Genomic DNA, 24,030 nt, shown 5'->3' with positions numbered 1-24,030 from the left:
CTTCTACTCATCTTCAGCTCAAAAAAATAATTTTTTTAAATCTTGAAACTTTTTCATACATTTACATGTATATACATTAAATACAAATGTAAGAAATGGTAAAGATAGAAGAGGCAATACAGCAAAAAGAATTCAAGGATCCTTACAATAAGTTGGTGGTAAATTTATTATACACCCACAGCTATTTGGTAACGGCCCAAGCAAGTCTTTTCAAGCCTAAGGATCTTTCACCTGAGCAGTATAATGTACTGAGAATTCTGAGGGGCCAAAATGGAAAGCCTTTAACAGTTTCTTCTATTCAGGATAGGATGTTGAACAAAATGTCCAATGCATCCAGATTAGTCGAAAAATTAAAAAATAAAGGCATGGTGAAGCGGGAAGAATGCCCGGCAGATCGCAGACAAGTTGATATTGTCATCACGGAAAAAGGCTTATCTGTATTAAATGAGCTTGAAAAGCAAGTGGAGGAATTTAACCAACAAATCGTGAATTTAAACACTCAGGAAGTGAATGAGTTGAATGATTTATTGGATAAGCTGAGAGGCTAAAATTTTTTCCCCAAAAAGATGTCTATACATAAAATGTAAATACAATTCAAATTTAAACTTAAACTACAAAACAATGAGCACAGCTAAATGGACAATTGATCCAACCCATTCCGAAGTATCTTTCAAAGTAAAGCATTTGGTAATTTCTACCGTGACAGGTTATTTCAAGAAGTTTGAAGGATCTGCAGAATCTAATTCCGATGATTTTGACGGAGCTAAAGTAAATTTCTCTGCAGAAATTGACAGTATTGATACCAATCAGTCTGATAGAGATAACCACTTGAAGTCAGCAGACTTTTTCGATGCAGCAAACCATCCTAAACTATCCTTCGAAGGAACCGTTCAGAAAAACGGTGGTGATTACAAATTAGTAGGAGACCTGACCATGAGAGGAACCACTAAAACAGTAGAGCTTGATGTGGACTTTGGTGGAGTTGCAGGTGATCCTTATGGACAGACAAAAGCAGGTTTTGAAATTGAAGGAAAAGTAAACCGCAAAGATTTTGGTTTGACTTGGTCTGCTGTAACTGAAGCTGGAAATGTGGTGGTAAGCGATCAAGTAAGACTTTTATTGAGCGTGCAGCTAGTAAAACAAGCTGTCGCTGAAGGAGCTTCTGCCTAATTGAACATTAAACCAACTATTCAGAGGCTGTCTCAAAAAAGTTTGTCCTGTCTGCCAGAGCGGAGTAGAAGGCTAATCATAGATATTTTAGTCATTTCGACTTCTTGAAAGGCGACATTCAACACTCATGAGACAGCCTCAATTAAAAATTACCCACAATACCCACAAACGCCATGAAACCATTAATCAAAGGAATTCATCATATCACAGCGATTGCCGGGAATCCACAGGCAAACATTGATTTTTACACAGGAATACTGGGATTGAGACTGGTCAAAAAGACCATCAATTTTGATGCTCCAGATGTATACCATTTTTACTTTGGTGATGAATTAGGACAGCCAGGTACTGTATTTACCACCTTCCCATTTGCAGGGGCGAGAAAAGGAACCAAAGGAACTGGTGAGCTCACTTACACTGCATTTTCAATCTCAAGCAATTCTTTAGCTTATTGGAAAGAAAGATTGGGTAAATATGGAATTGCCATTTCCGATACCTTAACCCGTTTTGGTCATGAGCTGATCCGATTCGAAGACCACGACGGAATGGGAATTGAATTGATTGCAAATGATCAGGATGATAGGCCAGGATGGTCTTATGGAGCTATTCCTCAAGAGCATAGTATCAAAGGGTTTTACGGTGCGACCTTATTGCTTCGAGCTAAGGAATTAACTGCTAAACTTTTGACCGAACATATGAATTATCGCTTGATCGGGGAGGAAGGTAATCGCTACAGATACGGAACTGAAGGAAAACCAGGTGATATTGTAGACATAATAGTGGAACCAAATGGCAACCGAGGTATGCAAAGTGCTGGAACCGTTCATCATATTGCATTTAGAACCGAAAATACATCCACTCAATTGGAGATTCAGCAGATTCTGTTGAAGCATGGTTATCAAGTAACCGAGGTGAAAGACCGAAACTATTTTAAATCCATTTATTTCAGAGAGCCGGGTGGGGTGTTATTTGAAATAGCCACTGATGAACCTGGATTTGCTATTGACGAGGAGGAAGCTCACTTGGGAGAATTGTTGAAACTACCAGACTGGGCAGAGCCTTCCAGAGATAGAATTGAAAAAAGCTTGGCTCCGGTATCCTTAAACCCATCTAAATATGACTGATTTGATTCAAGCAGGTAAGGACTTAAAAGAAGCATCCAGTGCGGCCATCCTAATTCATGGCAGAGGCGCAAGTGCTCAAAGTATTATCTCTTTGAAATCCTATTTGAAATTAAAAGATTTTGCACTTCTGGCTCCACAGGCTGAGAGCAATACTTGGTACCCTTATAGCTTTATGGCTCCTGATGAAAGCAATCAGCAGTCCTTGAAAAAATCTTTGGGGAAAATTCAGAAAGCTTTCGATCAAATTGTGAAAAAAGGTATTCCCACGGAAAGGATATACCTAATTGGTTTTTCCCAAGGAGCTTGCCTGAGTCTTGAGTTTGCTGCACTCAATGCCCAAAAGTTGGGTGGTGTAGTCGCTTTTACTGGTGGTTTGATTGGAGAAAAATTACAACCTGAAAAATATAAAGGAAATTTCGATGGAACTCCTGTTTTCATAGGGAGTAGTAACCGCGATTTTCATGTCCCTTTGACTCGAATTGAGGAATCTGCTCAACTATTGGAAAAAATGGGAGCGAATGTAAAAACATTGATTTTTGATGATCCTGAGCATACGATTCGGGAAAAGGAATTGGAGTGGGTGAATGAGCATCTACTCTCCCAAAACTAGATTTACTTGGTTTTCTTAATTCAAAAAGTCTCAGAGTTATGCTTTGAGACTTTTTTGTTTTTATGTGTTAGAATGACAGCAGATTCTAACTTAAGTCTGAATTCTTAAGTGAGAAATCGGAAAAGTACGAAGGGAACAGTGAGTAGTGAGCAGGTAGCAGTATGCAGTGCCGTCACTGCGAACCCATCACGCTTTTTTATTGTGATAATTAACTTCGAGTATTTGACAGTCATTATAAGAGAGAAAGCTTTAGATCGGGTGAAGCAGTCTCTAAAAGTAAGAAATCAAAAATCTGAAGTATGAAAAAAACCAGTTAAAAAAGAAGGTTCATCTTATTAATCCTCTGAGGTTTTCTGAGTTTTCCTCTGTGACCTCTGTGGTGAAAAAAAGGTCAAATAATGGTTGATCCTTCGGTTTGAGGATAAAGATCAAAATCCCCCTAACCCCCTTTGAATTAATGTTTTTTTCCCAATGAGGCTTTTCCTCAAAGGGGGAATTGACTCACGCCTGAATTCAGAGTTGATATCTTTTGCCACTGATCTTATACCATTTTTGGGGATTCAGATGGTGGTGAATGGTTGAAGGATATATCTAAGGCTTTTACTTTCAATGCTGCTCGTAAATCAAAAATCATTTTCCCTCTGTGGTGGGAAAATTATAAAGTTTCAATAAGGGCTTCGACTTCGCTCAGCCTGACATTAAGTTCTATTCTGAAAAGGTTAAAAACTAACCAAATCTATGTTTTCTATGTGTCTATGTGGTGGAAAATCATTAATGACCCAAAATCAGATTTAAAACGAATAACTAACCTGCGAGCCTTTTTCGGGATCTAGCACTATTTGGGCAAATGCCCCGATTTCCTGCTGCAATTCTTCCACATGGCTGATGATGCCTACAATTCTATTTTCATGTCTTAGAGACTTCAGCGTTTCAAACACCACGCGAAGGGAAGTTCTATCCAATGCCCCAAAGCCCTCATCCAAGAAAAAGAAGCTTTGATCTGCTTGATTCAAAGCCTTCACTTTCTCTGCCAAGGCCAAAGCTAGACACAAGGAAGCCTGAAAAGTCTGTCCACCGGAAAGAGTTTTGAGTAAACGCCTTTTCCCTCCATTGAGGTAATCCACCACCCAGAAGGTATTGTTTTCGTCAATCTCCAAACTCAGACTGTTTTTACTGAGTTTCATAAATCGCTGATTGGCAGTATGACACAACTCCTTCAGATAGATTGAACTCACATATTTCACAAACCCACTTCCTTTGAATAATCCTTCCAGTTCCTTCAGGTATGTGGCTCTTTTTTCCAGCTTCGCATGCTCCAACTCCAGCTTCTTCTTCTCCTGGATTTTCACAGAGATGGTTTTGATATCTTCCCTAAGTAAAGTCAAGGTTTCCTGAATTTCTTCCTCTTCAGATTTTTTTAGCTGTAACTCCGCATTTAATTGGAGGAACTCTTCCTCTTTAAAGTTCTTCAACTCTTTGATTTGCTCCAGTTCCAGAATTCTGGATTCGACCAAAGCCATTTGCTGATCAAACTGCTGAATCTGCTTTGCCACTTTTTCAGCATCCAGTGAATGCTCATAGAGGCGAATTAATTCTTCTTCATTTTCAAAGCCATGCTGTTTTTTGGCTTCCTCATACTCCGTTTCTAATTTTTCAATTTTTGAAAGACTGGCCTTCCATAGATTTTGAAAATTGACGAAATCAGCCTCATTTTTTGCCTGCTTTTCTCGTACTTCCTGTATCCGCTTCTGCTTTCCCTCGTATTCCAATGCTGCATTTTCAATATCTCTTTCTACTTTGGCAATCATCTGCCGGATATCAGTTTCTTCTTTTTCGAAAAAGGGTTTGCAAAAGGTTGGGTCTTTGATTTCCTCTTTCTTAGTCAAAATACTAGCTTGCAAGCCCTCATGTTTGATTTGGGCTTGTTGAAATTCCTGCTGGGTCTTTTCCAGCTTTGCTCTGTTATCCTGCCATTTTTTTCTGGATTCTTGCAGGTGTATCAAAAGCTTTTCCCTGGCTTGATTACTTGCCGCCAATCCTTCAATTCGACTTTTCAACTCAGCAATAGTCTGAATAGCATGTTTTTCCAAACTGCTTTTTAAAGTCTCCAGTTTTTGACGAACCTGTGCAATTTCACTGGATCTCACTTTAATATTATTTTGGTGATTTTCCAGATGCAATTGCTCCTCTTTTCTTTGCTGTATGATCAAGAGTATTTTCTCCGATTCTTCCTTAGCGAATTTTAACTCTTGCTCTTTTTCCCGAAGCTGCAATTCCTGCTTTTCACTTTCCAAAGGATTGGGATGCTCTTTGGATCCACACAAAGGACAGGGCTCTCCATCTTGCAAAAGATGTGCGTGGGCATTTAAACCCAGGTTTTTCATCAATTGCTCCCTGGAATCTTCTATTTGCCGGATGGTTTTCCTTTGATTATCCAACCAAGCATCAGGAGTGGGGAAATTTGCAGGAATTTTATGCTGGAGGTCTTCCAATTTCTGAAGGACTTGCTTCTCCTCTTTCTGAAAATTGGTAAGAATTTCTATCAAAGTGGCTTCTTGCTCCTCCAGATCTTTCCAGCTTTGAAGTGAGGTTTTTAACTCTGAAAGTAAGTTGGTGTCAGGATTTGTATGTTGGGCAGCTTGAGCTTCTAATTCTTCCTGGTTTTTTTCCAGCGCAGATTGCTCCCTTTTCAAAGACTGAATACTGGGTTCCAAATTTTGAATTTTCTGTTTAGCGTCTGCCAAATTTTGATGAAGACTTTTCAGCTCAATCACTTTTTTCAAATCCCGTACTTTACTCTCTCTTTCGGGCCTTTGCTGATTTTTTACTTTTAATTCCTGCTCTTCTTGAATGAGTTGGTCTATCGTTTCTTTGAAAGTTTTCTTAAAGCCCTCGCTTTCATTCATACTGACCTGAAATTTCTCAGAATCAGCTTTGGTTTCTTTGAGTTGGTTCCAAATCGGTCTCAAGTATGTTTTAGCAAGGATAAATTCCTTGTGAAGCTGTCTCTTTTCTTCAATTTCAGGTTTTTGCTGGATCAATTCCTGCTTCCGTTCTCCAAACTTTTTCCATTCACTGAATTTTTCCTGCAACTTTTCCCGCTCTTTTACCTGCTTTGATAAAAAATCTACCTGAGCAGAAGCTTCTTTCAGTTGAGTTTGTATCTGCTGTAATTGGCTGTTTTTTTCTTCCAGCAGTTCCTCCTGAAATCCTTCCAGGTTTTGTAATTGTGTATCAATCCGGATTTTTTCATCTTTTACTTTTCTGAAAAGGACGGCAGTTTTCCCGGATAGGTCAAATCGCTCCAATCCGAAGAGTTCTTTCATCATTTCGGCTCGTGGGCCTGGAGTCAGGTCAATAAACTCCCGGAATTTTCCCTGTGGAATAATGACGGTCTGCTTAAAATGCTCCTTTTTCATCCCAACGAGTCGCTCGGGTTCAGATTCTATCGGAATCCACTCTCCCTGGATTCTTTCATAAAAAGTATGCTCTGCGGGATCTACTTTTTCAGGATCTTTGCTGTTCCTTTTGGCTGCATATCGGGCAAGAAAGGTTTGCTGATTATTTTTCCCTCCGAGAAATTCAAAGTTGATTACTAACTGATTGCTTTGAAGGTTGAGCATAGAGCCTTTCTCTCCTCTATCGGACAATCGCTCTGTGCTTCCATAAAGGGCCAATAAAATACCTTCCAGAATGGAAGATTTGCCACTGCCCACTGCTCCGAAAATACCGAATAATCCAGCCCCGGTGAGCTGATTGAAATGCACAGTTTGTGGCTCCTTGTAAGAATATAGACCTTGGATTTCTAGTTTTACCGGAATCATGAATTTTCTTCTGTTGAGATGATTTCTTTAAAAATTTCCATGAGCTCTTCATTGGCTTCCAGTCCCTTGCTGTTTTGATAATATAGTTGAAATAAGGCCAACATATCTTTTTCTAAGTCCTCCGCCTTGAGACTGAGATCTTCTTGTGCTCTAGGGTTCTTGATTTGGGGAATCAGATTGACTATTCCGTCATGTGCTTTCAAAAGTGCTTTTCGGGTGCTGGCATCGATGGATTGTTCGGTTACGTAGGTTAGCTCCACAAAGCAATAAGGGTGTTTTTCCAGCCAAAGTAAGGCTTCTTGCAATTGTTCAAACTTGACCCGATAAAGTGGGCGGCCTTTTTTCAATTCTATAGGTGTGTAGCTAACCGGCTTGCCGGCTTCCGCCTCAATAATTACCACCTTTTTTTCCTGATCTGCTTCTGAAAAAGAGTAGGCTAATGGAGAACTAGCATAGACCACAGGACAAGGCTTTGTGCTCACTGCATGATAGCGGTGCAAATGTCCTAAAGCGGCATATTGCATTTGGGGAGGTATTTGCTGGGTGAATAATGCCTGCGTGCCTCCTACGTGCAAAATGGGACGCTCTGATTCGGGCTCAGCATTGGTAGGAATAGGCTGACCCTCTTGGATGAAAAAGAAGTGACCCATGAATAAATTGATTCCATTTTCATCACAGTAGCGATCTGCAAGATTGCTCCATTTTTCGCTTAGGATAGCTCTGAACTCCTTCTCTCTATCGCCTTCTCCCAAGTAGGTTTTGAGGCTGAGTTCAGTTGCATATGGAGCCAAAATCAATCTGATTGGGATGGAATGACCCGGTATGGAAAGTTCCACAAAGCCAGATTCAGAATGAATAATTTCTAGTCCAGATTCGATTTTTCCTTTTGGAATGACTGAATCAAAGCGGCTGTAAAAAAATATACCCATTTCCCGGGCTAGCGGGTCAGGAGCTTCTATAAATTGATTGCTGTCATGATTTCCGGATATGGCAAAAATGGGCCTATGGCCATTGTTGGAAAGTTTGCGGAGACTTTTGTACAGCAATTCTACCGCCTCATGAGATGGATTGAAGGAGTCGAAAATATCACCGGCAAGCAAAACCAAATCAACTTTTTCCTGATCAGCGATTTGGATGATTTCATCCAATACCAATTTCTGTTCTTCTATCCGGGTGTATTCTTGTAGTCGTTTCCCTAAGTGCCAATCAGCGGTATGGAGTATTTTTAGCATTTTTCTGAGTTTCCGGGTTGCTTGACAGAAGAGTGATATAAAAGTAGGGCTAGAGAATCCTATCTTATTTTCTCCTGAAAAAGAATAATTATTAAGTATGGATATCCGCTTTCTTACCAGTATTGACAAAAATACGGCTTATTGTCTGCTTAAAGGATCAGAATCCGGAAGCTTCGCCTGCCAGCCGTGGCTGGGTCTTCGGTCATCGGTCTTCTAACCAGTCAAGCAAAGAAAATAAGGCAACAGGCATGATGGCGGATAATCAGATTACTAAGATAGCCCAAGGGAAGTCTTAGTCCAAGTTGGGAAATCTAATTGACAATAATTGGCACTTTTGTTGAATATGCAGGCGAATAGATAAATTTGGATATGCGCTATTGGGTGGTTTTAATGTTGAGCATAGGACTAAGCTATTCTGCTTGGGCTCAGTCACCGGATCCGGTAAGAATTCAGACGGGTTGGGCGAGTTTTTATGGCAAGAAGTTTCACTTGCGCAAAACTGCCAATGGAGAGATTTTCCATATGGATAGTTTGACTGCAGCCCATAAATACTTGCCATTTGGTACTTGGGTAAAAGTAACCCGTGTAGATACCAGGGACAGCGTATGGGTTCGGGTCAATGACCGGCTTCCCAAGACCTCCAGGAGGATTATCGATTTATCCCGAAGTGCAGCTACCAAGCTGAACATGCGGGACGATGGAATAGCCGAAGTAACGGTGCAGGTATCTTCCATCGAAGAAATGAATCGTTTATTTCATCACTTTGACGGAGAGGCTCCCGGGACTTTGCGTTTGAGGTGGTATGAGGAAGCCATCCATGTACCGGAGCGGACCATAGATTGGATCTGGAACCTGGTAGGTAAGTGGTTGAAGTAGAGGGGCTAGTGAAATTTAAGAAACCTATTAAAACTAAGGTTATAAATTTTTTTACATTGAAAATCAAGAATTTAAGAGTTGTAAAAAGAAATATTTAATACTAATTCTTGCGTTTTTTTTTTTTGAATTAGCTTGACTAACGAAAGATCAAGGTATCGGCCGACCAGGGTATTTTTCATAGAGAACCAAATTTGGTTCTTGGTAATTCTTAAACATAATTTTAAACAAAATGAAAAGATCAGTTTTAAAAATCGGAATCTTAGCCTTTGGCTTTTTTGGGTCGTTTTTCGTCTTTGGTAATAGTGCTGAAGCTCAAACCATGACTTGTTCATTAAAATCGGATAGTATCACCTATTATCCTGATGGAATGGTTTGTGCCTTTTATGACTGTCCAAACGGAGAACAAGTTCAAGCTTGTAACATGCCTTTAGCAGAAGTTGGAGGTTGATAATTATTAATTAAACTTTGGTTTTCTTTTTTTGAAAACCAAGGTTAATTTAAGAGACATGAAATCGAGTATTTTTAACTTTTGCATATTCTTTATTGTACTTTTTTCTTGTAAAAGTAAAAGTGAAGAGCAATTGGATCTTGGTTTAACGATAACCGAATCCGATACTACTTTTTTGAATGTTGGATTTTTGCAATATCAAAACGCAAAGTTTCATTTGAGTTCAGAAGGGAGTTTTATTGTAATTAATCAGGACCGGCAGTTTTTTTGGTATGATTTTAAGTCTGATTCCATAGTGAAAGCTTTAAATCTTGATACCACAGAAATAATCTTGCCTGAAGTGGCTTTATCTCATGCAAAGTATTTCGAATCTGACAGTGCATTGAGTCTTTTTTTTCCTCAAAAGAGCAAACTTTTAAAATTAAATTCCAAAAATAAAATTATCCAAGATCTTACTCTGAAAGGATTCACGGAATCGGGCTTTACCTTTTCATCTAAAGGAGATCACTTTTTTATGCCAAATTCTTCTGAATCAGTTTTTATTGGGATAATGAGTTTAGAAAATAATAATCAAAAGCTTTTTCTTGATGAAACTAGGTTTATTGGTGAGTTTAGTATGAGAACAGGTGATTTAATTAATTCTTTCGGAAATTTTGGTGAGTTAAGAAAAAAACTGAAAGAAAGAATTATGGTTGAAGGTATAGTACTTATTGATTTTCTAAAAGACAGGTTTTATCTAAGAGAAGTCGCTGCTGATCCATCTATTAGAGTTTTTGATTTATCTGGTAAAAGAATTGATGAATTTTCTTTAGGTACGAAGAAAATTTCCTATGAATTAAAACTATTGGTGAATAATGACTTTTTAGACTCTCAATCGACAGATCAGTTTTACTCCATGAAATGCGCTTCGGATCATTTAATTGTTTCCAATACCTTCTCCAGAAAAAAAGTTAATGGTCGGTTTTCCTTCGAAAGTTTTTTGCTTGTTGAAGATTTGAAAAATGGTAGAACCTATTCTACAAAAATTCCAGCTTTTCAAAAAATAGTGCACGCCACAGAATCAAAAATTTACTTAGTTTCAAACCATCCCACGAAAGAAGATTTGATCTTGGTAACCTTGGAGTATTCTTTAGGTATGGCCTAATTGGAAGAAATTCAATATGGTAGTTGGAATTCGAAGTCAATTCGTTTTTTCTGTTGCTAGGAAGCCATCCATGTACCGGAACGAACCATAGACTGGATCTGGAACCTGGTGGGTAAGTGGTTGAAGTAGAGGGAATAGTATAATTTAATTAACCTATTCAAACTAAGGGTGTAAATTATTATATTGAAAATCAAGAAGTTAAGAGTAATAAAAAGAAATATTTAATACTAAGACTTGCGTTTTTTTTTTTGAACTAGCTTAACTAACGAAAGATCAATGTATCGGCCGATCAGGGTATTTTTCATAGAGAACCAAAAGTTGGTTCTTGGTAATTCTTAAACATAATTTTAAACAAAATGAAAAGATCTGTTTTAAAAATCGGAATCTTAGCCTTTGGCTTTTTTGGGTCGTTTTTCGTGAATATTGCGGAGTCAAAAGCCGAAACTTGTAGATTTTTGTACGTTACAGAAAATCCTTTATTTGCAGTTTATGATTGCGAAGGTACTTTAATAACAGTAATGAGAGGTGCGACTGTAGAGTCGTAATTTACCAAAGGTCAATAATTTGAATTCAAATTATTGACCTTTACAAATCAATTAACCTTTATGAAAAAATATATTTTTTTAATTTTTATTTTACTGGGATGTAATGAAAAAGAAGATTTTGAATCAAATGAATTTTTACTTCAATCAGGTTTGGTTAACTTTTTAGACTCAATAGCTTTGGACGAGTCTGGTAGTTCCTTTAATTTTGTTTTTAACCCTAAGGTTTATCAAGATTCACTTTTAGTTTTTGGAGATGGTTCATTTTCTTCAATTCATCTGTATAATACAAATAATGGAAGCAAGCTCAAGACCTATTCCTACCTTGATGTATTAGATTATCCTTTACCAAAAACTGGTTTTTCAAATGCTTATATACAATCGGATTCTCTTTTTTTGCTAAATTTCATGTATAATAAAATTTATATTTTTGGTATTAATGGTGAATTTTTAGATGAATTTGATTTAAATATTTCCAAATTAAATACCAGATTAAATTTTCAACCTTTTTTTGAATCTATTAAAGGAAACTATTATATCAGTCAAAGGATGGATTTACCTATTAAAGAAAGTTTTCTAAATGGTAAAATGATAGCTATTTTCTCTAAAAATGGAGATTTTTCAGCCAATTTTGGTAATTATCCGAAAAACTATTCTGAAGGGAATCTTGCTCTAATTAAAGGTGAAAATGTGGTTTATAAGAACAATAAATTTTACATTATAAATTCTGTTGGAATTCCTATATTGAAAGAATATAATTTAAATGGGGATTTATTAAATTTCTTTGAACTCAAGAGTAATTTTTTTAATACTGATTTACATTACTTTGAAGACTCTCCTTTTGACGCTAAGCCAATGAATCAAATTATAGCAATTGCTTCAGATTCAAGTAATAATGACAGGATTTTTTATTTATCTTATGTGCACTTTATAAATGATGATTTGGATAACCCTGAAAATACTTTTAGACTAATGATTATGAAAATAGATTTAGACAATAAAATTATTAAAGAAAGTGAGCTTGTCGGTCCTTGGCACTATTTTGAATTGCGGTCTTTGATACCTCAAGTTAATGAAGATACCCTTAGTATTTTAATGCGAGGTTTTGATGAGAACCTTTATTTGAAAAAGTTTACCTTCGAGTAGTTATATTAAATTATTCAAAGCAATATCCGTGCGATTGATTCATTTTTTCTTTATTTCAGATCGAATGGAAAAATTAAGTTTTGATTTTGTTTCTAGCTACCATCTAATTGATCCTTAGGAAGTTTTTTTTCTCATTAAGCCTAGTTTTAATGGGTCTTGCATAAGGGTTTTCTTCAAAATTTAAATTTGTCCTCCCCCAATCCTAAGAATTTCCCAAAAATGATTCTGGTATTTTCAAAAGATTTTTTTCACTTTATTTAACAGTGTGCAATCCGATTTTTTTGGTCAATGGGGGATAAATTAGTCACTTAGGACTTTAACGATTATCTCGATGAGCAACTACCGTATTATTCTTTTTGCATTTTTTGCAAGTATTCTTTCTGTTCATGCTGGAATAGCAGGATTTTTGGGAGGTGCAATATCAGGCGCATTAGTAGGGGGTACTTATCTTGCCATTCAAAAAGCTATTGAGTGTTCCAAATAACTAAAAGATTGAATCTTTATTAAGTAAAAAAAAATTTGGATTGTTGAAATTATGAACTACGAAGTCAAATCAATATTAAACTCAAGATTGAAAAGAAGTTTTTGGATTGGATGGATACTATTTTTTTTACTTTTCTTCCTTTTGGGAGTTTTTGTTCAGAATTTATCTTTTTTGACCTCTGCAATTTCTGCATTTATTGGTTCTTTCGTTGGTGTTTCTTTTTACTTCTTTTTTATGAAAAAAAATTATTAACCATCTCCTTAAAAAAAAGCATGAAAGTTTTTCAAATTTAATAATTCCTGAATCAGAATTTGAAGATTACGCTTGCTCTTTCCGCTTGAAAGTTGGACTAGTTATGCAGCGATTTTAAAGTTATAAAATTCATTTGGTGTTTTCATTTCTAATGCAGAATGTGGTGCATATGTATTGTATTCATTCATCCACTTCTGTATTTGCCTGTGTACGGTTTTTGGATTATCCAGGCAGCTCTCATAGACATAATCTCGTTTAAATGTAGCATTGAAGGCTTCACACATCCCGTTTGATTGTGGTGAATAGGTTGGGGTATTACAATCGATTATATTCCAGGATTTCAAGCTGGCTCTGAGCTTTTTTTCAATGAATTCCGGTCCATTGTCATGTAAAAACTGCAGTGTATCCGGTTCAGGCAAACTCTCCCCAAAGCGGGTATGTAAGGCTTCTTGAACCATTAATTCAATATCAACTGCCTGCATATGTTTTCCTGCTTTCCAGGCGATGATGGACCTGTCACAACAGTCGAGAAGAAAGGCCACCCGGAGCTTTTCCCCATTCCAGCATTTAATCGAAGTGATATCACTAGCCCATCGCGTATTAGGTGTTTCTACTGCTATCTGCCCTGTATGGGATCTGCTGCTGCCTCTGGTTCGGTGTCGGGTAATCAACAACCCTTCTTCCTTCATGTAGCGGTGCACCATGTATTTGGTCACGTTGAGCCCATAATCCCGTTTGAGCAGCGCCATGACCCGGGGTACCCCATAGGTGGATTTCTTTGCCGTGATTTCTACAACAGCCAGTTTCATCTGCTCACACAGTTCTTTTCGCACTGTCCTTTTTCGTTCAGGATAGGGCTTTGCTTTATAATATACAGAGGATTTGGCGACTCCCAGTGTCTTGATAATCCTATTCATGCTTACTCCGAATTGTCTGGATAACGATTCAATTTCTTGTTTCGAAGTTGATCCATCTCTAACTTTTTTTTTAGGATCTTAATATCCAAAGTAGATTCCCCGAGAGCCTTCTTGAGCTCTTCATTCTCTTTTCTAAGCATTTCCAATTCAGCTTTGGAATGTAGGTCACCTTGATTTTTGATACTCATAATGGCTCCTGATTTAGCAAGTGAACGCCAGCTATACACCTGACTGGTGATCAGCCCGTGTCGGCGACAATATTCAGGACAAGATAAGCCAGAACTTTCCCAATCTTCTACAATAAAGGCTTTTTGTTGTGAAGTGAGTAGCTTTCGACCACCGGAAGAAAGTCGCGCGTTTTTAAGTAAGTCTTCGATCATTTTGTTCCTAAGTTTAGGCAACAAAACTGGTCCAGTTATTTAAGCGGTTAGGAACATATCGTTTGTAATGATTTTATCCAGTTGTGATTTGGTTGACAATCCTGATAGTCATGATAGTAAAGTAATCGGCGATTCTCCGTTTCTTTTGAAGAAATTAGACAAAGGGAATCTATTAGACACTTTTATTCAAAATAAGGAAAGTTTATTTCGTGGACTTCGAGTCGAATCTGATGTAACATTTAATAATGGAGAAGTCTTTGAGTTAATAGTTAAAGATGATGGTTCAAGAGTTTTAGTATTAAATCAAGATGAATTTAGTGAAGAAAATCCCTCAAATTATGGTTTGATAGCTTCAGTTGAAGGTGGAAAAATTGGAGATTTTATGTTTATTCAAACTAGGAGATTACAAGACGGTAGATTATCTATTGATTATTTTTCCAAAAACTTGATAAGATTATCAAACGTAACGTTGAATCCAAGTAAAAAAACGATTGTATTTGGTGAAACAAATTCTGATAAAATGAATGGGAGAATTCTTTGCGGGGATGGCGTAGCCGGATGTATAGCGGACGCGTATACTAATCATGGTTGGATTTCAGTTTGGGCATTTGTTCAAACGGCATTTATTCCGGCCACAGCCGCAGGAATTGCCGCAGGTTGTACTTATGTTAATTGTATTTAAATTTACTTCTTTAAATGTTTGAGGAAAATTTTAATTTATGAAAAATCTATTGGTTTATTATTTCGCAATTTTATTGCCGGTTCCGTTCCTTATTTGGTACGCATTTAATGAGCCTGTTACATTTTGCTTTCTATTAGCATCCTACTACATTTATCGAGGGTTTATTGACGGTCAAAGATTAATTGATTTGAATATTTTGGAACGAAGCAAAATTTATTTAGCATTTATACCATTTTGGTCTGCAAGATATTTTGGCAAATTGTATTTCAATTTAAATTAGTTTTAAGATTTTAAAGAGGCTGTCTCATTAATAGCTCTAGTGTCAGCCTGAGCGGAGTCGAAGGCCATTTCTATCTTTGTGGCCTACATTTCGACTTCGCTCAATGTGACATATTGCACTTTTGAGACAGCCTCTTTTCTTATTGAGTCTGTTGAAACTTTTTCTACTTTTAAATATTCAATTTTTGGGTATTCATCGTTGTTCAGTCAAGTAAAGAAAATATGGTGTCTGGCATGATTGCGAAAGACCAGATTTTATAATACTAGGAAGATGGATTAGACACCGGATTATGCCGTAAATGTCAACAAATGGGTGGTTAAAATGTATTTAATGACGCATCTTTCCATCAATGTGAGTCATTAATTTTATATCGATGATGAAAATTAGATTATTTTAAAGCACCGAAGGGAACCATAGACTGGATCTGGAACCCGGTTGGTAAGTGGTTGAAATGATATTTTAAAGATATAAGTCTTCTAGTTTAATGTGCTCAGACTATTGGTTTAACAATTTTATTTTTTGTAGCCAAAGCTCTTTCATCACTTCTAAAGATCAAAATTTAAATTTGGCCTTCATTCAAATCTTGAGAATTTGTCTGAAATAATTCTGGTATTTTCAAAAGATTTTTTTTGCTTTTTTTAACAGTGTGCAATCTGATTTTTTTGGTCAATGAGGGATAAATTAGTTACTTAGGACTTTAACGATTATCTCGATGAGCAACTACCGTATTATTCTTTTTGCATATTTTGCAAGTATTCTTTTTTCCTGCAAAGAGGAAGCCGAAAAACAGGAAGAAATTCCCTCCGAATCATTTAGAAATGAAGTAGCAGCTACCGAAGTAAAGGTGGCCAAAGCTGAAACTAAAAGCTTTGACTACCTGATCAATGCTACTGGAAAGTTAGAAGCTTCTGCTCAGGTCAAGGCTTTGATTGAGCAGCCGGGTTATTTGATTGAGCTTCCCATCCGGGAAGGTCAGTCCGTTACGAAAGGGCAAGTCATAGCAAAACTAGACCCAACCGAAGCCCAAATCCGCTTAGAAAAAGCCAAAATAGCCCTTCGAAATGCTCAGGCTGCCTATGAAAATGACAAGTTTGGCTTCCAACGCGATTTTGAATCAGGCGATGAAGCTCGAAAATCCTACTTAGAAGAACAGTTGAAAGCCCAAAATGGGGTTTTCCTGGCTGAAATTGAACTGAAAGAGGCGCAGTTGAATTTGGAACGCTGTCAGGTAAAAGCTCCCATTTCGGGTAAAATTGCAGATTTAAAATTCAAGGAAGGGAGTCTGATCTCAAGCAATGCCGAACTCTGCGAAATTCTAAGCACCAATAGTTTGGAGCTAAAGGTAAAAGTGCTGGAATCAGATATTGCGATGATTTCCTTGAATCAAAAAGCAGAAATTTATCCTATCTCCAATACAAGTACTGCTTTAGAGGGCCGGGTAACAGGCATCAATCCCAAAGTAGATGAAAATGGCTTGGTTCAGGTCGCTATTCGCTTGACATCTTCTCAAAACCTCCTGCCAGGTATGAATGCTAGAGCTATCATTCGTGCTCCTCAGTCTAATTCATTGGTGGTGCCAAAAGATGCGGTAGTTTATCGCTCGGGAAGGGCTGTTGTATTTACCATAGAAAACAATGAGTCCAAGTGGAACTATGTGGAAGTCGGTAAGGATAATGGGCAGGAAATAGAGATTTTGGATGGGATTACATCCGGTAGTACTGTCATCACCACCAACAATTTGCAGCTGGCACATCAGGCACCTGTCCAAATCGTAAGCGAATAAGTTATGGTTAGATTTTTACTCGCCCGGCCTATTGCCGTATTTATGACTTTTCTGGCTTTGATGGTTTTTTCCTTCATAGTCTTTCGCACGCTTCCGATTTCTTTACTCCCCCCAATTGACGTTCCTCAGATTGTAGTCAAGGTCAATTATCCCAATGCTTCCCCTGAAGCAATCGAACAAAATGTACTCAGTACAATTCGGGAAGGCTTGATCACACTCAATGGCTTAGAAGAAATGGACTCCAAGGCTGGGTCGGAAGTAGGGACTATTCGTCTGACTTTTGATTATTCCACCAAGATGGAATTGGCCTATATTGATGTCAATGAAAAGATTGATAGAATAACCAATGCACTTCCTGAAGGATTGGCAAGACCTGAAGTGATTCGGATCAATACTTCTGATATTCCAGTAGCTAGAGTACAAGTAGTGCCTAAAGAAGGGGTGGATGAAATCGAGGTGAGTCTTCTGGCAGAGAACGTGCTCAAAAAAAGAATTGAACAACTGCCAGGAGTGTCTCTGGTAGATATCAATGGCAAAAAGGAGCGAATAATTACCGTGGAACCCAAAGAAGAGGCACTTCGGGCTTTGGGAATGACTCAGCAAAATATCATTTCAGCCATACAATCCGGGAATTCTGAATTGCCTGGGATTTCTGTGAAAGATGGTCAATTCCGGTACTATCTCCGATTGGCCACTAGGGTAGATTCTCCCACTGATATAGAAAGCCTGCCGGTAGCCGCAGCATCCGGAGCTATACTTCCCTTGGGAAGATTGGCCACTGTCAATTACCAGTCCAAAGAAATGCTTGGATACCATCTCTTTGGTTCTAAAGAAGCCTTGGTGATTACTGTTCATAAGCAGGCAGCTGCCAAAATGAATGAGTTGATGCCTGAATTGAAAGCCGCTTTGGAGCTATTCAAAACTGATTATCCTCAGGTAGATTTTGAGCTGACCCAAGACCAATCCAACCTTTTGAATGCAGCTATCTCCAACTTGCAGACTTCTTTGCTTTTTGGGGGATTGTTTGCTTTTGGGGTGCTATTTCTTTTTATGAAAGATTACAGATTGCCCCTGATTATTGGAGTCAGTTTGCCATCTTCCCTATTGATTTCCTTCTTAGTCTTTTACTTTTTTGATATCTCGATAAATATCATTTCTCTTTCAGGTCTTGCTCTGGGAATAGGGATGTTGATCGATAATGCCATCATTGTATTGGACAATATCACCCGAAAGCGGGAGGCAGGATTATCGCTTTTTGAAGCCTGTGTGGCTGGAGTGGATGAGGTCATGAGTGCCCTTGTCTCTTCAGTGCTTACCACGCTTTCTGTATTTGTTCCTTTGGTTTTCCTCAGCGGGATCTCGGGTGCTCTCTTTTTTGATCAAGCAGTAGCAGTTGCGGCAATTTTGTCCGTTTCCCTGGCGGTTGCATTTATCTTATTGCCTATGCTGTATTTTCTCTTTTTCAGCAAAAGCAAAAAGCTAGGCGATGGGAGAGAGGGTCCATTCTTTTCGGCAGTATTAGGATTGTATGAAAAAGGGTACAGTGCAGTTTTTGCACATAGGAAAATAGTTTTGGCTGTCTTTACACTATTGATTCCCTTGGGTTTGGGGATTGGTTACTTGCTTGGGACAACAGGACTTCCTGAAATAGAGAAGTTGGATGCTACACTAGAAATTGACTGGAATGAGCCTATTTCTGCCTTAGAAAATAGAAATAGAGTAATTGCTCTGATGAAATCTATGGAAGGCAATTATGAAAAAGCAGAGGCAGACGTGGGAGTAAGGCAATTTTTGCTTTTTGACGGAGAAAATTCTATACAGCAATCCCTGCTTTATTTTCTCTTTTCTTCGGTAGAGGAAAAAAATCAACATTTGCCAAAAATCGATTCTTTTCTGGAAGCCAATTATCCAGGAGCCAATTATACCTTGGGAGATGCTCCCAATGCTTTTGATCAGCTTTTTTCCAGTTCCTTGCCTTACTACGAGGTCCGGTGGAAGGATTTGGCACAAAAGAAACCGGTAGAGGAGAAAAAAGTAGATCCTTGGCTGAGTCAGTTTCCTACATCTGAGTGGGAAAGAGGACCGGGTTTGCAGAAAGAAGCCTCAGTGGTTTTTACCTTAAAAGCGGATCGTTTGGCGACCTATCAGATTCCTGTTGAACAAGTTCAGGAGCAACTTTCCCGTTTATTTGGAAGCTATACGATTACTGATATCCGCCGCTTTGGAGAAGTTACCCCAATCCGATTAAAAGAATCCCAAGAGAGATTTGAGGATTTACTGAAAACCACCCGTATTAATCGAACAGATTCAAGCTCCTATATTTTGGGAGAATTTGTGGATTACCGCTACGATGATCATTATAAATATGTGACTGCGGACAAAGGTGGAATCTATCAATCGGTTTTGGTCACAGCGGAAGAGCCGCATGCACTCGCCTCTGACTACATCAAATGGGGAGCTGATAAAAATCTGGGGATTTCCATGGTGGGACAGTATTTCAAAGACCGAGAGAATATCCGTCAGCTCATCGGGATTTTAGCCATTTCTGTTTTGCTCCTGTATTTCATATTAGCAGCACAATTTGAAAGCTTTATCCAGCCTTTGATTGTGGTATTTACTCTTCCCTTGGGTATTGGAGGGGCATTTTTGGTTTTGCTTTTGGCAGGAGCTTCCCTCAATGTCATGTCAGCGATTGGCTTGGTGGTAATGTTGGGGATTATGGTGAATGATGCTATTCTAAAAATAGACACGATTAATCGCCTGCGAAAAGAATATGTGGAAAGCCCGACAGTTTCGGCTGAGGCTGCCTTGGAAATGGCTCTTCATAAAGCTGGACAAATACGTCTCAAGCCCATTTTGATGACTTCCATTACAACGATATTGGCTTTGATTCCAATCATTTTCAGTTCGGGTTTGGGAGCAGACTTGCAAAGGCCTTTGGTGTATTCAGTGATAGGCGGATTGACCATTGGAACCTTGACTGCTTTGTATTTTGTGCCATTGGCTTACTGGTTTTTTGTGTCAAAGAAGAAGTTGAAGGAGGCTTGATATGACCCCATTTCGAGTATTAGTTGCGTTTGTTGTTTTGGCTATCATGGGAGTGGCAGTCATACCTCTACTGTCTGTGGATTTGAATCCCAGAGAGCGCGAACCCGTCCTGTCTATTTCCTATCAAGTTCCACGCTCTTCTCCCGAAATTGTAGAAAAACTTGCCACATCACCTTTGGAAGGGGCAATGTCCCAGCTTTCCGAGCTCAAAAAAATCAACTCCATTTCTAATTATAATCAGGGAAATATCACCTTGAGGTTTGATAAAAAATCGGATATGGAGATGAAGAAGTTTGAGGTTTCTTCTCTAATCCGTCAAGTTTATCCTCAGTTGGACTCCCGAGTCACTTATCCTATTGTCACGCAAAGCGAGCAAGCTAGAACTGACTTTAAAACTCCCATTCTGACCTATTCTGTCAACGGTCCTTTTGCATCCTTTGAAATCAAAAAAATCACCGAAGATGTCATTAAGCCGGCCTTAACCATTTTTGAAGAAGTGGAGGAAGTGACGATTCGAGGAGCAAATGATTTGCAGTTGTATGTCACTTTTGATGTTCAGAAGCTGCAGGCATTTGGCTTTTCCCGTGGTCAGCTCACCAGCCAAATCAATCAGGCTTTTGGGAGAAACTTCCCTGGTTCAGTTCTGAATAATAAGGGTGAAACTCTTTTTGTCCAGGTGGACCGCTCTCTGAAAGATTTGAAGCAACTGGAGAATCTTCGCATAGGTCAGGTGGATGGAAAGGATGTATTTCTCAGAGATGTAGCCAAGCTTACACTGGAAGAAGAAGAGGCCAATTCCTATTATAGAATTAATGGAAATAACTCGGTTACGGTCTCAGTTTTCAATCGGGAGGGAGTCAATAAGGTTCTCTTGGCTAAAAATCTAAAACAAGCCATTGAGAATTCTAAGGTATTGCTGCCAGCGGGATTTGAAGTGCGTTTGGAAAATGATGATACGGAGTTCTTAGACAAAGAGCTGGATAAGATTTATAAGCGATCTGGGCTCTCCATTTTGATCCTGATTGTATTTATTTTCCTGATCAACCGCAATCTCAAATATCTCAGCATATTGTTTTTGGGTATTCTGATCAATCTGAGTTTGTGTGCGATTATCCTCTATTTCCTGAAAGTGGATATTCATCTGTATTCTTTGGCAGGATTGACGATTAGTTTTGGTTTGATCGTGGACAATGCGATCATCATGATTGATCATTTGCATAAGCATAGAAACAGGCGAGTGTTTTTGGCTTTATTGGCGGCCTCTCTGACTACCATAGCGGCACTGATGATCGTATTTTTCCTACCGGAAGAAGATCAAAAGAATTTGACGGAATTCTCCATCGTGGTTTCAGTGATGCTGGGAATATCCTTGTTAATCGCTTTGTTTTTTACCCCAGCATTTTATGAGGTACTGTTTAAAGAATCTGCCCAAAAAGGTAGAAAGTTGAGCATTCCCCAGCTGAGAAGGCGGGCTAAAAATCTTCAGCTATATGAGGGTGCAATAGCTTGGACTGCTAGGTATAGAAAGACATTTGTGACACTGTTGATTTTACTTTTCGGAATTCCGATTTTTTACCTTCCGGCAAAATGGGAAGGTCATGAATGGTACAATAGTACCATTGGCAGTACTTTTTATCAGGAAGAAATCCGGCCTTATGTGGATAAAGGACTGGGAGGTTCTGTTCGAATGTTTGTAAGAGGAGTTTTCGAGAAAAGCTCCTACAGGGAAGCTGAAAAGACCAGACTCTATGTGTCCGCCCGTTTACCTTTTGGAAATACGCTGGATCAGATGGATTTTATCATGCGGGAATTTGAAGCCTACCTGAAAGGTGTGGAGGGAATAGATCAGTTTGTGACCTATGTGGCATCAGGTCAGAGAGGTCAAATCACTATTACGTTTAAAGAAGCCTATGAACGCTCAGCACTGCCTTATCAGCTCAAAGGGAAATTATCTGTCAAATCAACAGACTGGAGTGGTGCCCAGTGGAATATCTATGGAGTAGGGCAAGGTTTCTACACCGGTGGTGGAGGTGAAGGAATTCCATCGTTTCGGGTGACCATGAAGGGCTACAATTTTGATGAACTGGAACGCCAGGCCAATGTGTTGGCAGAAAAACTGCTCAAGCATAAGCGAATTCAGGAAGTTAATACCAATGAGCGTTTGGGATGGGGAGAGCAAAAAACACAGGAATATGTACTCCGGCTCAATCAAAACCAGATTGCTTTGGGTAAAACCAATCAGTTTGAACTGATCAATACCATGCTGGACCTGAGCAAACCTCAAGGGCCATCCGGTTTTTTAACTTTGGAAGATAAAAACTATGATTTGGTGATCAGGGAAGCCAATGCAGGTGATTTTAGCAAGTTTGATCTGGAGCAAAAGGGGTTGATCAGTGGGGAGGATAGAATATTTAAGATTACAGATTATGGGACCCTGACCAAAGAAACCACTACTAATGCTCTCCATAAAGAGGACCGCCAGTATATCCGAGCGGTGGCATTTGAATATATGGGTTCGGGCAAGTTTGGAAACGAGTATTTGGACGAAGTTTTGGAAGAAATGAAGCAGGTCATGCCTATTGGGTATACAGCAGATAAGCAAACTTGGAGTTTCAACTACGAAAAGGCCAAACGTCAATATTCTCTTCTTGGATTCCTGATTATTGGGATTTTTATGATTTGTGCAGTCCTGTTTGAAAACCTGAAGCAGCCTGTGTATATCATTGCGATCATTCCAATCAGTTTTATCGGGCTCTTTTTGATCTTTTCACTCTTTGATTTCTACTTTGACCAAGGAGGATATGCCGCTTTTGTCATGCTGGGAGGTCTGGCCGTAAATGCAGGGATCTTCATAGTCAATGATTTGAATAATAGATTGAAAGGGAATTACAATAAGAATGTCTTGAAGTCGGTAGCTGGAAAAGCCATTCCTATTCTTTTGACTATTTTATCTACTTGCTTTGGTTTGATCCCATTTATTATGGAGGGTCAAAATGAAATTTTCTGGTTTTCCTTGGCAATAGGAACTATAGGAGGACTGGTTTTTAGTATGGTAGGGGTGTTTTGGGCTTTGCCTGTCTTTTTGTGGAAAAAAGAAAAAATGATTGACTCAACGTCAGCGCAAATTCAAAAGACTGGTAAAAGTCGAGGTTGGAGATTTTGGAAGAATTAGGCTCCTCTTTAATTCTTTATCTTAATATTATTTTACGTGGATATCCGCTTGCTTACCAGCAAGAAGAAGAATATGGCTTAGTGTTAGCCCAAAGGATCAGAATCCCAAAACTTCGGTCTTCGGTTGCCTGTGCTGAGCGAAGTCGAAGTATCCAATAGATCAAACAAAGAAAATATGGTAAGTGGCAAAATTACGGATAATCAAACCATTGAATTTTCTATCTAAACACATCAATCCCAATAATCCCCACTGAAAAAGTCATGTATTGCAATGGGGATCTTCTGAAATCATAGAGGAAAATTCCTTCATCTGGGTCATAGCCGACATCTCCTTTTTGGAGGAAGCGCACATTTCCACCATCCTGAAAAGTTCCTCTAAGCTCAAGCCTTAGGTTGTCATTAAACCCTAATGGGATTTGAATACCTGTCCCAATTTTATATCCTATGACCCAATCCTCGTAATCTTTGCCACTTTCAATGGACTCAGTTTCAAAAATATTATCACGAATTTTATACCGGGTATAGAGGTAATTAGTCCCCATTTGAGCTTCTATAAATGGGGTGATTTTGGTATTCACCCAAGGCAAATATCGGAGAACTATCATTCCCGAGGCAAGATTGTTATTCCTTCTCAACCTCAATTCCTGATTAAATCCCGGAAATAGATCATTTCTTTTTTGAAGCTCTGACCCATAAATGCCATAGCTGATTTCCAATCCAACTTGAAGTGGAGTAGTGGGGAATTCATATAGTAGTAAAGCAGATACCGAAGGAATGAAAATGGATCCGGTTTCCTGCTTAAATCTTCCTGAAGGAAGCCCTCCATTCAAATGTCCACCAGCCAAAAAGAATTGAGGATAGGCGGTAATTGAAGAAGCTAGAAATAAAATAAACCCCAAAAATGCCTTTTTCATTTT

18 protein-coding genes are annotated in these 24,030 nt (G+C 38.6%); 13 read left to right on the top strand and 5 right to left on the bottom strand.

The genetic code is table 11. The features are described 5' to 3' along the window. Positions 1–95: 95 nt before the first annotated feature. From GYM62_RS13925 to GYM62_RS13910, 4 genes are all read left to right on the top strand, one after another. A complete protein-coding gene (locus GYM62_RS13925) occupies positions 96–548 on the top strand; it encodes a MarR family winged helix-turn-helix transcriptional regulator (RefSeq protein WP_091652965.1) in 453 nt (150 codons plus the stop codon). A 73-nt stretch (positions 549–621) separates the two neighbouring features. Beyond that, complete coding sequence (locus GYM62_RS13920; RefSeq protein WP_219956879.1) at positions 622–1,170, top strand: YceI family protein; 549 nt, start codon at positions 622–624, stop codon at positions 1,168–1,170. Between the two features lie 173 nt (positions 1,171–1,343). Beyond that, positions 1,344–2,294, top strand: a complete 951-nt coding sequence (locus GYM62_RS13915) for a ring-cleaving dioxygenase (protein ID WP_219956878.1) — start codon at positions 1,344–1,346, stop codon at positions 2,292–2,294. After that, entirely contained in the window at positions 2,287–2,904 is a 618-nt protein-coding gene (locus GYM62_RS13910) for an alpha/beta hydrolase (RefSeq protein ID WP_219956877.1), read from the top strand. The genes GYM62_RS13915 and GYM62_RS13910 overlap by 8 nt, the downstream gene beginning before the upstream one ends. A gap of 791 nt (positions 2,905–3,695) precedes the next feature. On the opposite strand, the gene GYM62_RS13905 is transcribed toward GYM62_RS13910, so the two are convergent. After that, positions 3,696–6,728 carry an SbcC/MukB-like Walker B domain-containing protein gene (locus GYM62_RS13905; RefSeq protein WP_219956876.1) on the bottom strand — a complete coding sequence of 1,011 codons (3,033 nt, stop codon included), beginning with the start codon at positions 6,726–6,728 and terminating at the stop codon, positions 3,696–3,698. Continuing rightward, on the bottom strand, positions 6,725–7,960 hold the full coding sequence (locus GYM62_RS13900; protein ID WP_219956875.1) for an exonuclease subunit SbcD: 1,236 nt from the start codon (positions 7,958–7,960) through the stop codon (positions 6,725–6,727). Before GYM62_RS13900 ends, GYM62_RS13905 begins: the two co-directional genes overlap by 4 nt. Before the next feature lie 369 nt (positions 7,961–8,329). Here GYM62_RS13900 and GYM62_RS13895 point away from each other — a divergent pair, with 369 nt between their 5' ends. From GYM62_RS13895 to GYM62_RS13875, 5 genes are all read left to right on the top strand, one after another. Then, positions 8,330–8,836, top strand: a complete 507-nt coding sequence (locus GYM62_RS13895; protein WP_219956874.1) for a septal ring lytic transglycosylase RlpA family protein — start codon at positions 8,330–8,332, stop codon at positions 8,834–8,836. A gap of 229 nt (positions 8,837–9,065) precedes the next feature. Further along, positions 9,066–9,284 (top strand): hypothetical protein, encoded by a 219-nt coding sequence (locus GYM62_RS13890; RefSeq protein WP_219956873.1) that lies wholly within the window; start codon positions 9,066–9,068, stop codon positions 9,282–9,284. Positions 9,285–9,579: 295 nt separating this feature from the next. Then, the gene (locus GYM62_RS13885) at positions 9,580–10,428 is read left to right on the top strand and encodes a hypothetical protein (protein WP_219956872.1); all 849 of its coding nucleotides are present in this window, start codon (positions 9,580–9,582) and stop codon (positions 10,426–10,428) included. Positions 10,429–11,033: 605 nt separating this feature from the next. Then, positions 11,034–12,116 carry a hypothetical protein gene (locus GYM62_RS13880; protein WP_219956871.1) on the top strand — a complete coding sequence of 361 codons (1,083 nt, stop codon included), beginning with the start codon at positions 11,034–11,036 and terminating at the stop codon, positions 12,114–12,116. A gap of 331 nt (positions 12,117–12,447) precedes the next feature. Further along, positions 12,448–12,600: a hypothetical protein gene (locus tag GYM62_RS13875; protein ID WP_219956870.1), complete on the top strand. Its 153-nt coding sequence runs from the start codon at positions 12,448–12,450 to the stop codon at positions 12,598–12,600. Positions 12,601–12,953: 353 nt separating this feature from the next. Here GYM62_RS13875 and GYM62_RS13870 read toward each other — a convergent pair whose 3' ends face one another. Next, positions 12,954–13,802, bottom strand: coding sequence for an IS3 family transposase (locus GYM62_RS13870; protein ID WP_219959471.1), 849 nt, complete (start codon positions 13,800–13,802; stop codon positions 12,954–12,956). Further along, entirely contained in the window at positions 13,772–14,149 is a 378-nt protein-coding gene (locus GYM62_RS13865) for a transposase (RefSeq protein WP_219956869.1), read from the bottom strand. Before GYM62_RS13865 ends, GYM62_RS13870 begins: the two co-directional genes overlap by 31 nt. Positions 14,150–14,216: 67 nt before the next feature. Between GYM62_RS13865 and GYM62_RS13860 the strand changes: the two genes are divergently transcribed. The 4 genes from GYM62_RS13860 (at position 14,217) to GYM62_RS13845 (ending at position 23,114) form a co-directional block, all read left to right on the top strand. After that, positions 14,217–14,831: a hypothetical protein gene (locus GYM62_RS13860; protein WP_219956868.1), complete on the top strand. Its 615-nt coding sequence runs from the start codon at positions 14,217–14,219 to the stop codon at positions 14,829–14,831. Positions 14,832–15,823: 992 nt separating this feature from the next. After that, on the top strand, positions 15,824–16,894 hold the full coding sequence (locus GYM62_RS13855) for an efflux RND transporter periplasmic adaptor subunit (protein ID WP_219956867.1): 1,071 nt from the start codon (positions 15,824–15,826) through the stop codon (positions 16,892–16,894). Between the two features lie 3 nt (positions 16,895–16,897). Then, the gene (locus tag GYM62_RS13850; RefSeq protein ID WP_219956866.1) at positions 16,898–19,942 is read left to right on the top strand and encodes an efflux RND transporter permease subunit; all 3,045 of its coding nucleotides are present in this window, start codon (positions 16,898–16,900) and stop codon (positions 19,940–19,942) included. 1 nt (position 19,943) lies between these two features. Then, positions 19,944–23,114, top strand: coding sequence for an efflux RND transporter permease subunit (locus GYM62_RS13845; protein WP_219956865.1), 3,171 nt, complete (start codon positions 19,944–19,946; stop codon positions 23,112–23,114). 217 nt (positions 23,115–23,331) lie between these two features. Here the strand turns inward: GYM62_RS13845 and GYM62_RS13840 are convergent, their stop codons facing one another. Further along, positions 23,332–24,027 carry a hypothetical protein gene (locus tag GYM62_RS13840; protein WP_219956864.1) on the bottom strand — a complete coding sequence of 232 codons (696 nt, stop codon included), beginning with the start codon at positions 24,025–24,027 and terminating at the stop codon, positions 23,332–23,334. Between the last annotated feature and the right edge of the window lie 3 nt (positions 24,028–24,030).

The sequence above is a fragment of the Algoriphagus sp. NBT04N3 genome (assembly GCF_019443765.1).
Taxonomy (GTDB): Bacteria; Bacteroidota; Bacteroidia; order Cytophagales; family Cyclobacteriaceae; genus Algoriphagus; species Algoriphagus ornithinivorans.
The sequence above is the reverse complement of the archived record's forward strand: the minus strand, read 5'-3'. Positions and strand labels throughout refer to the sequence as shown.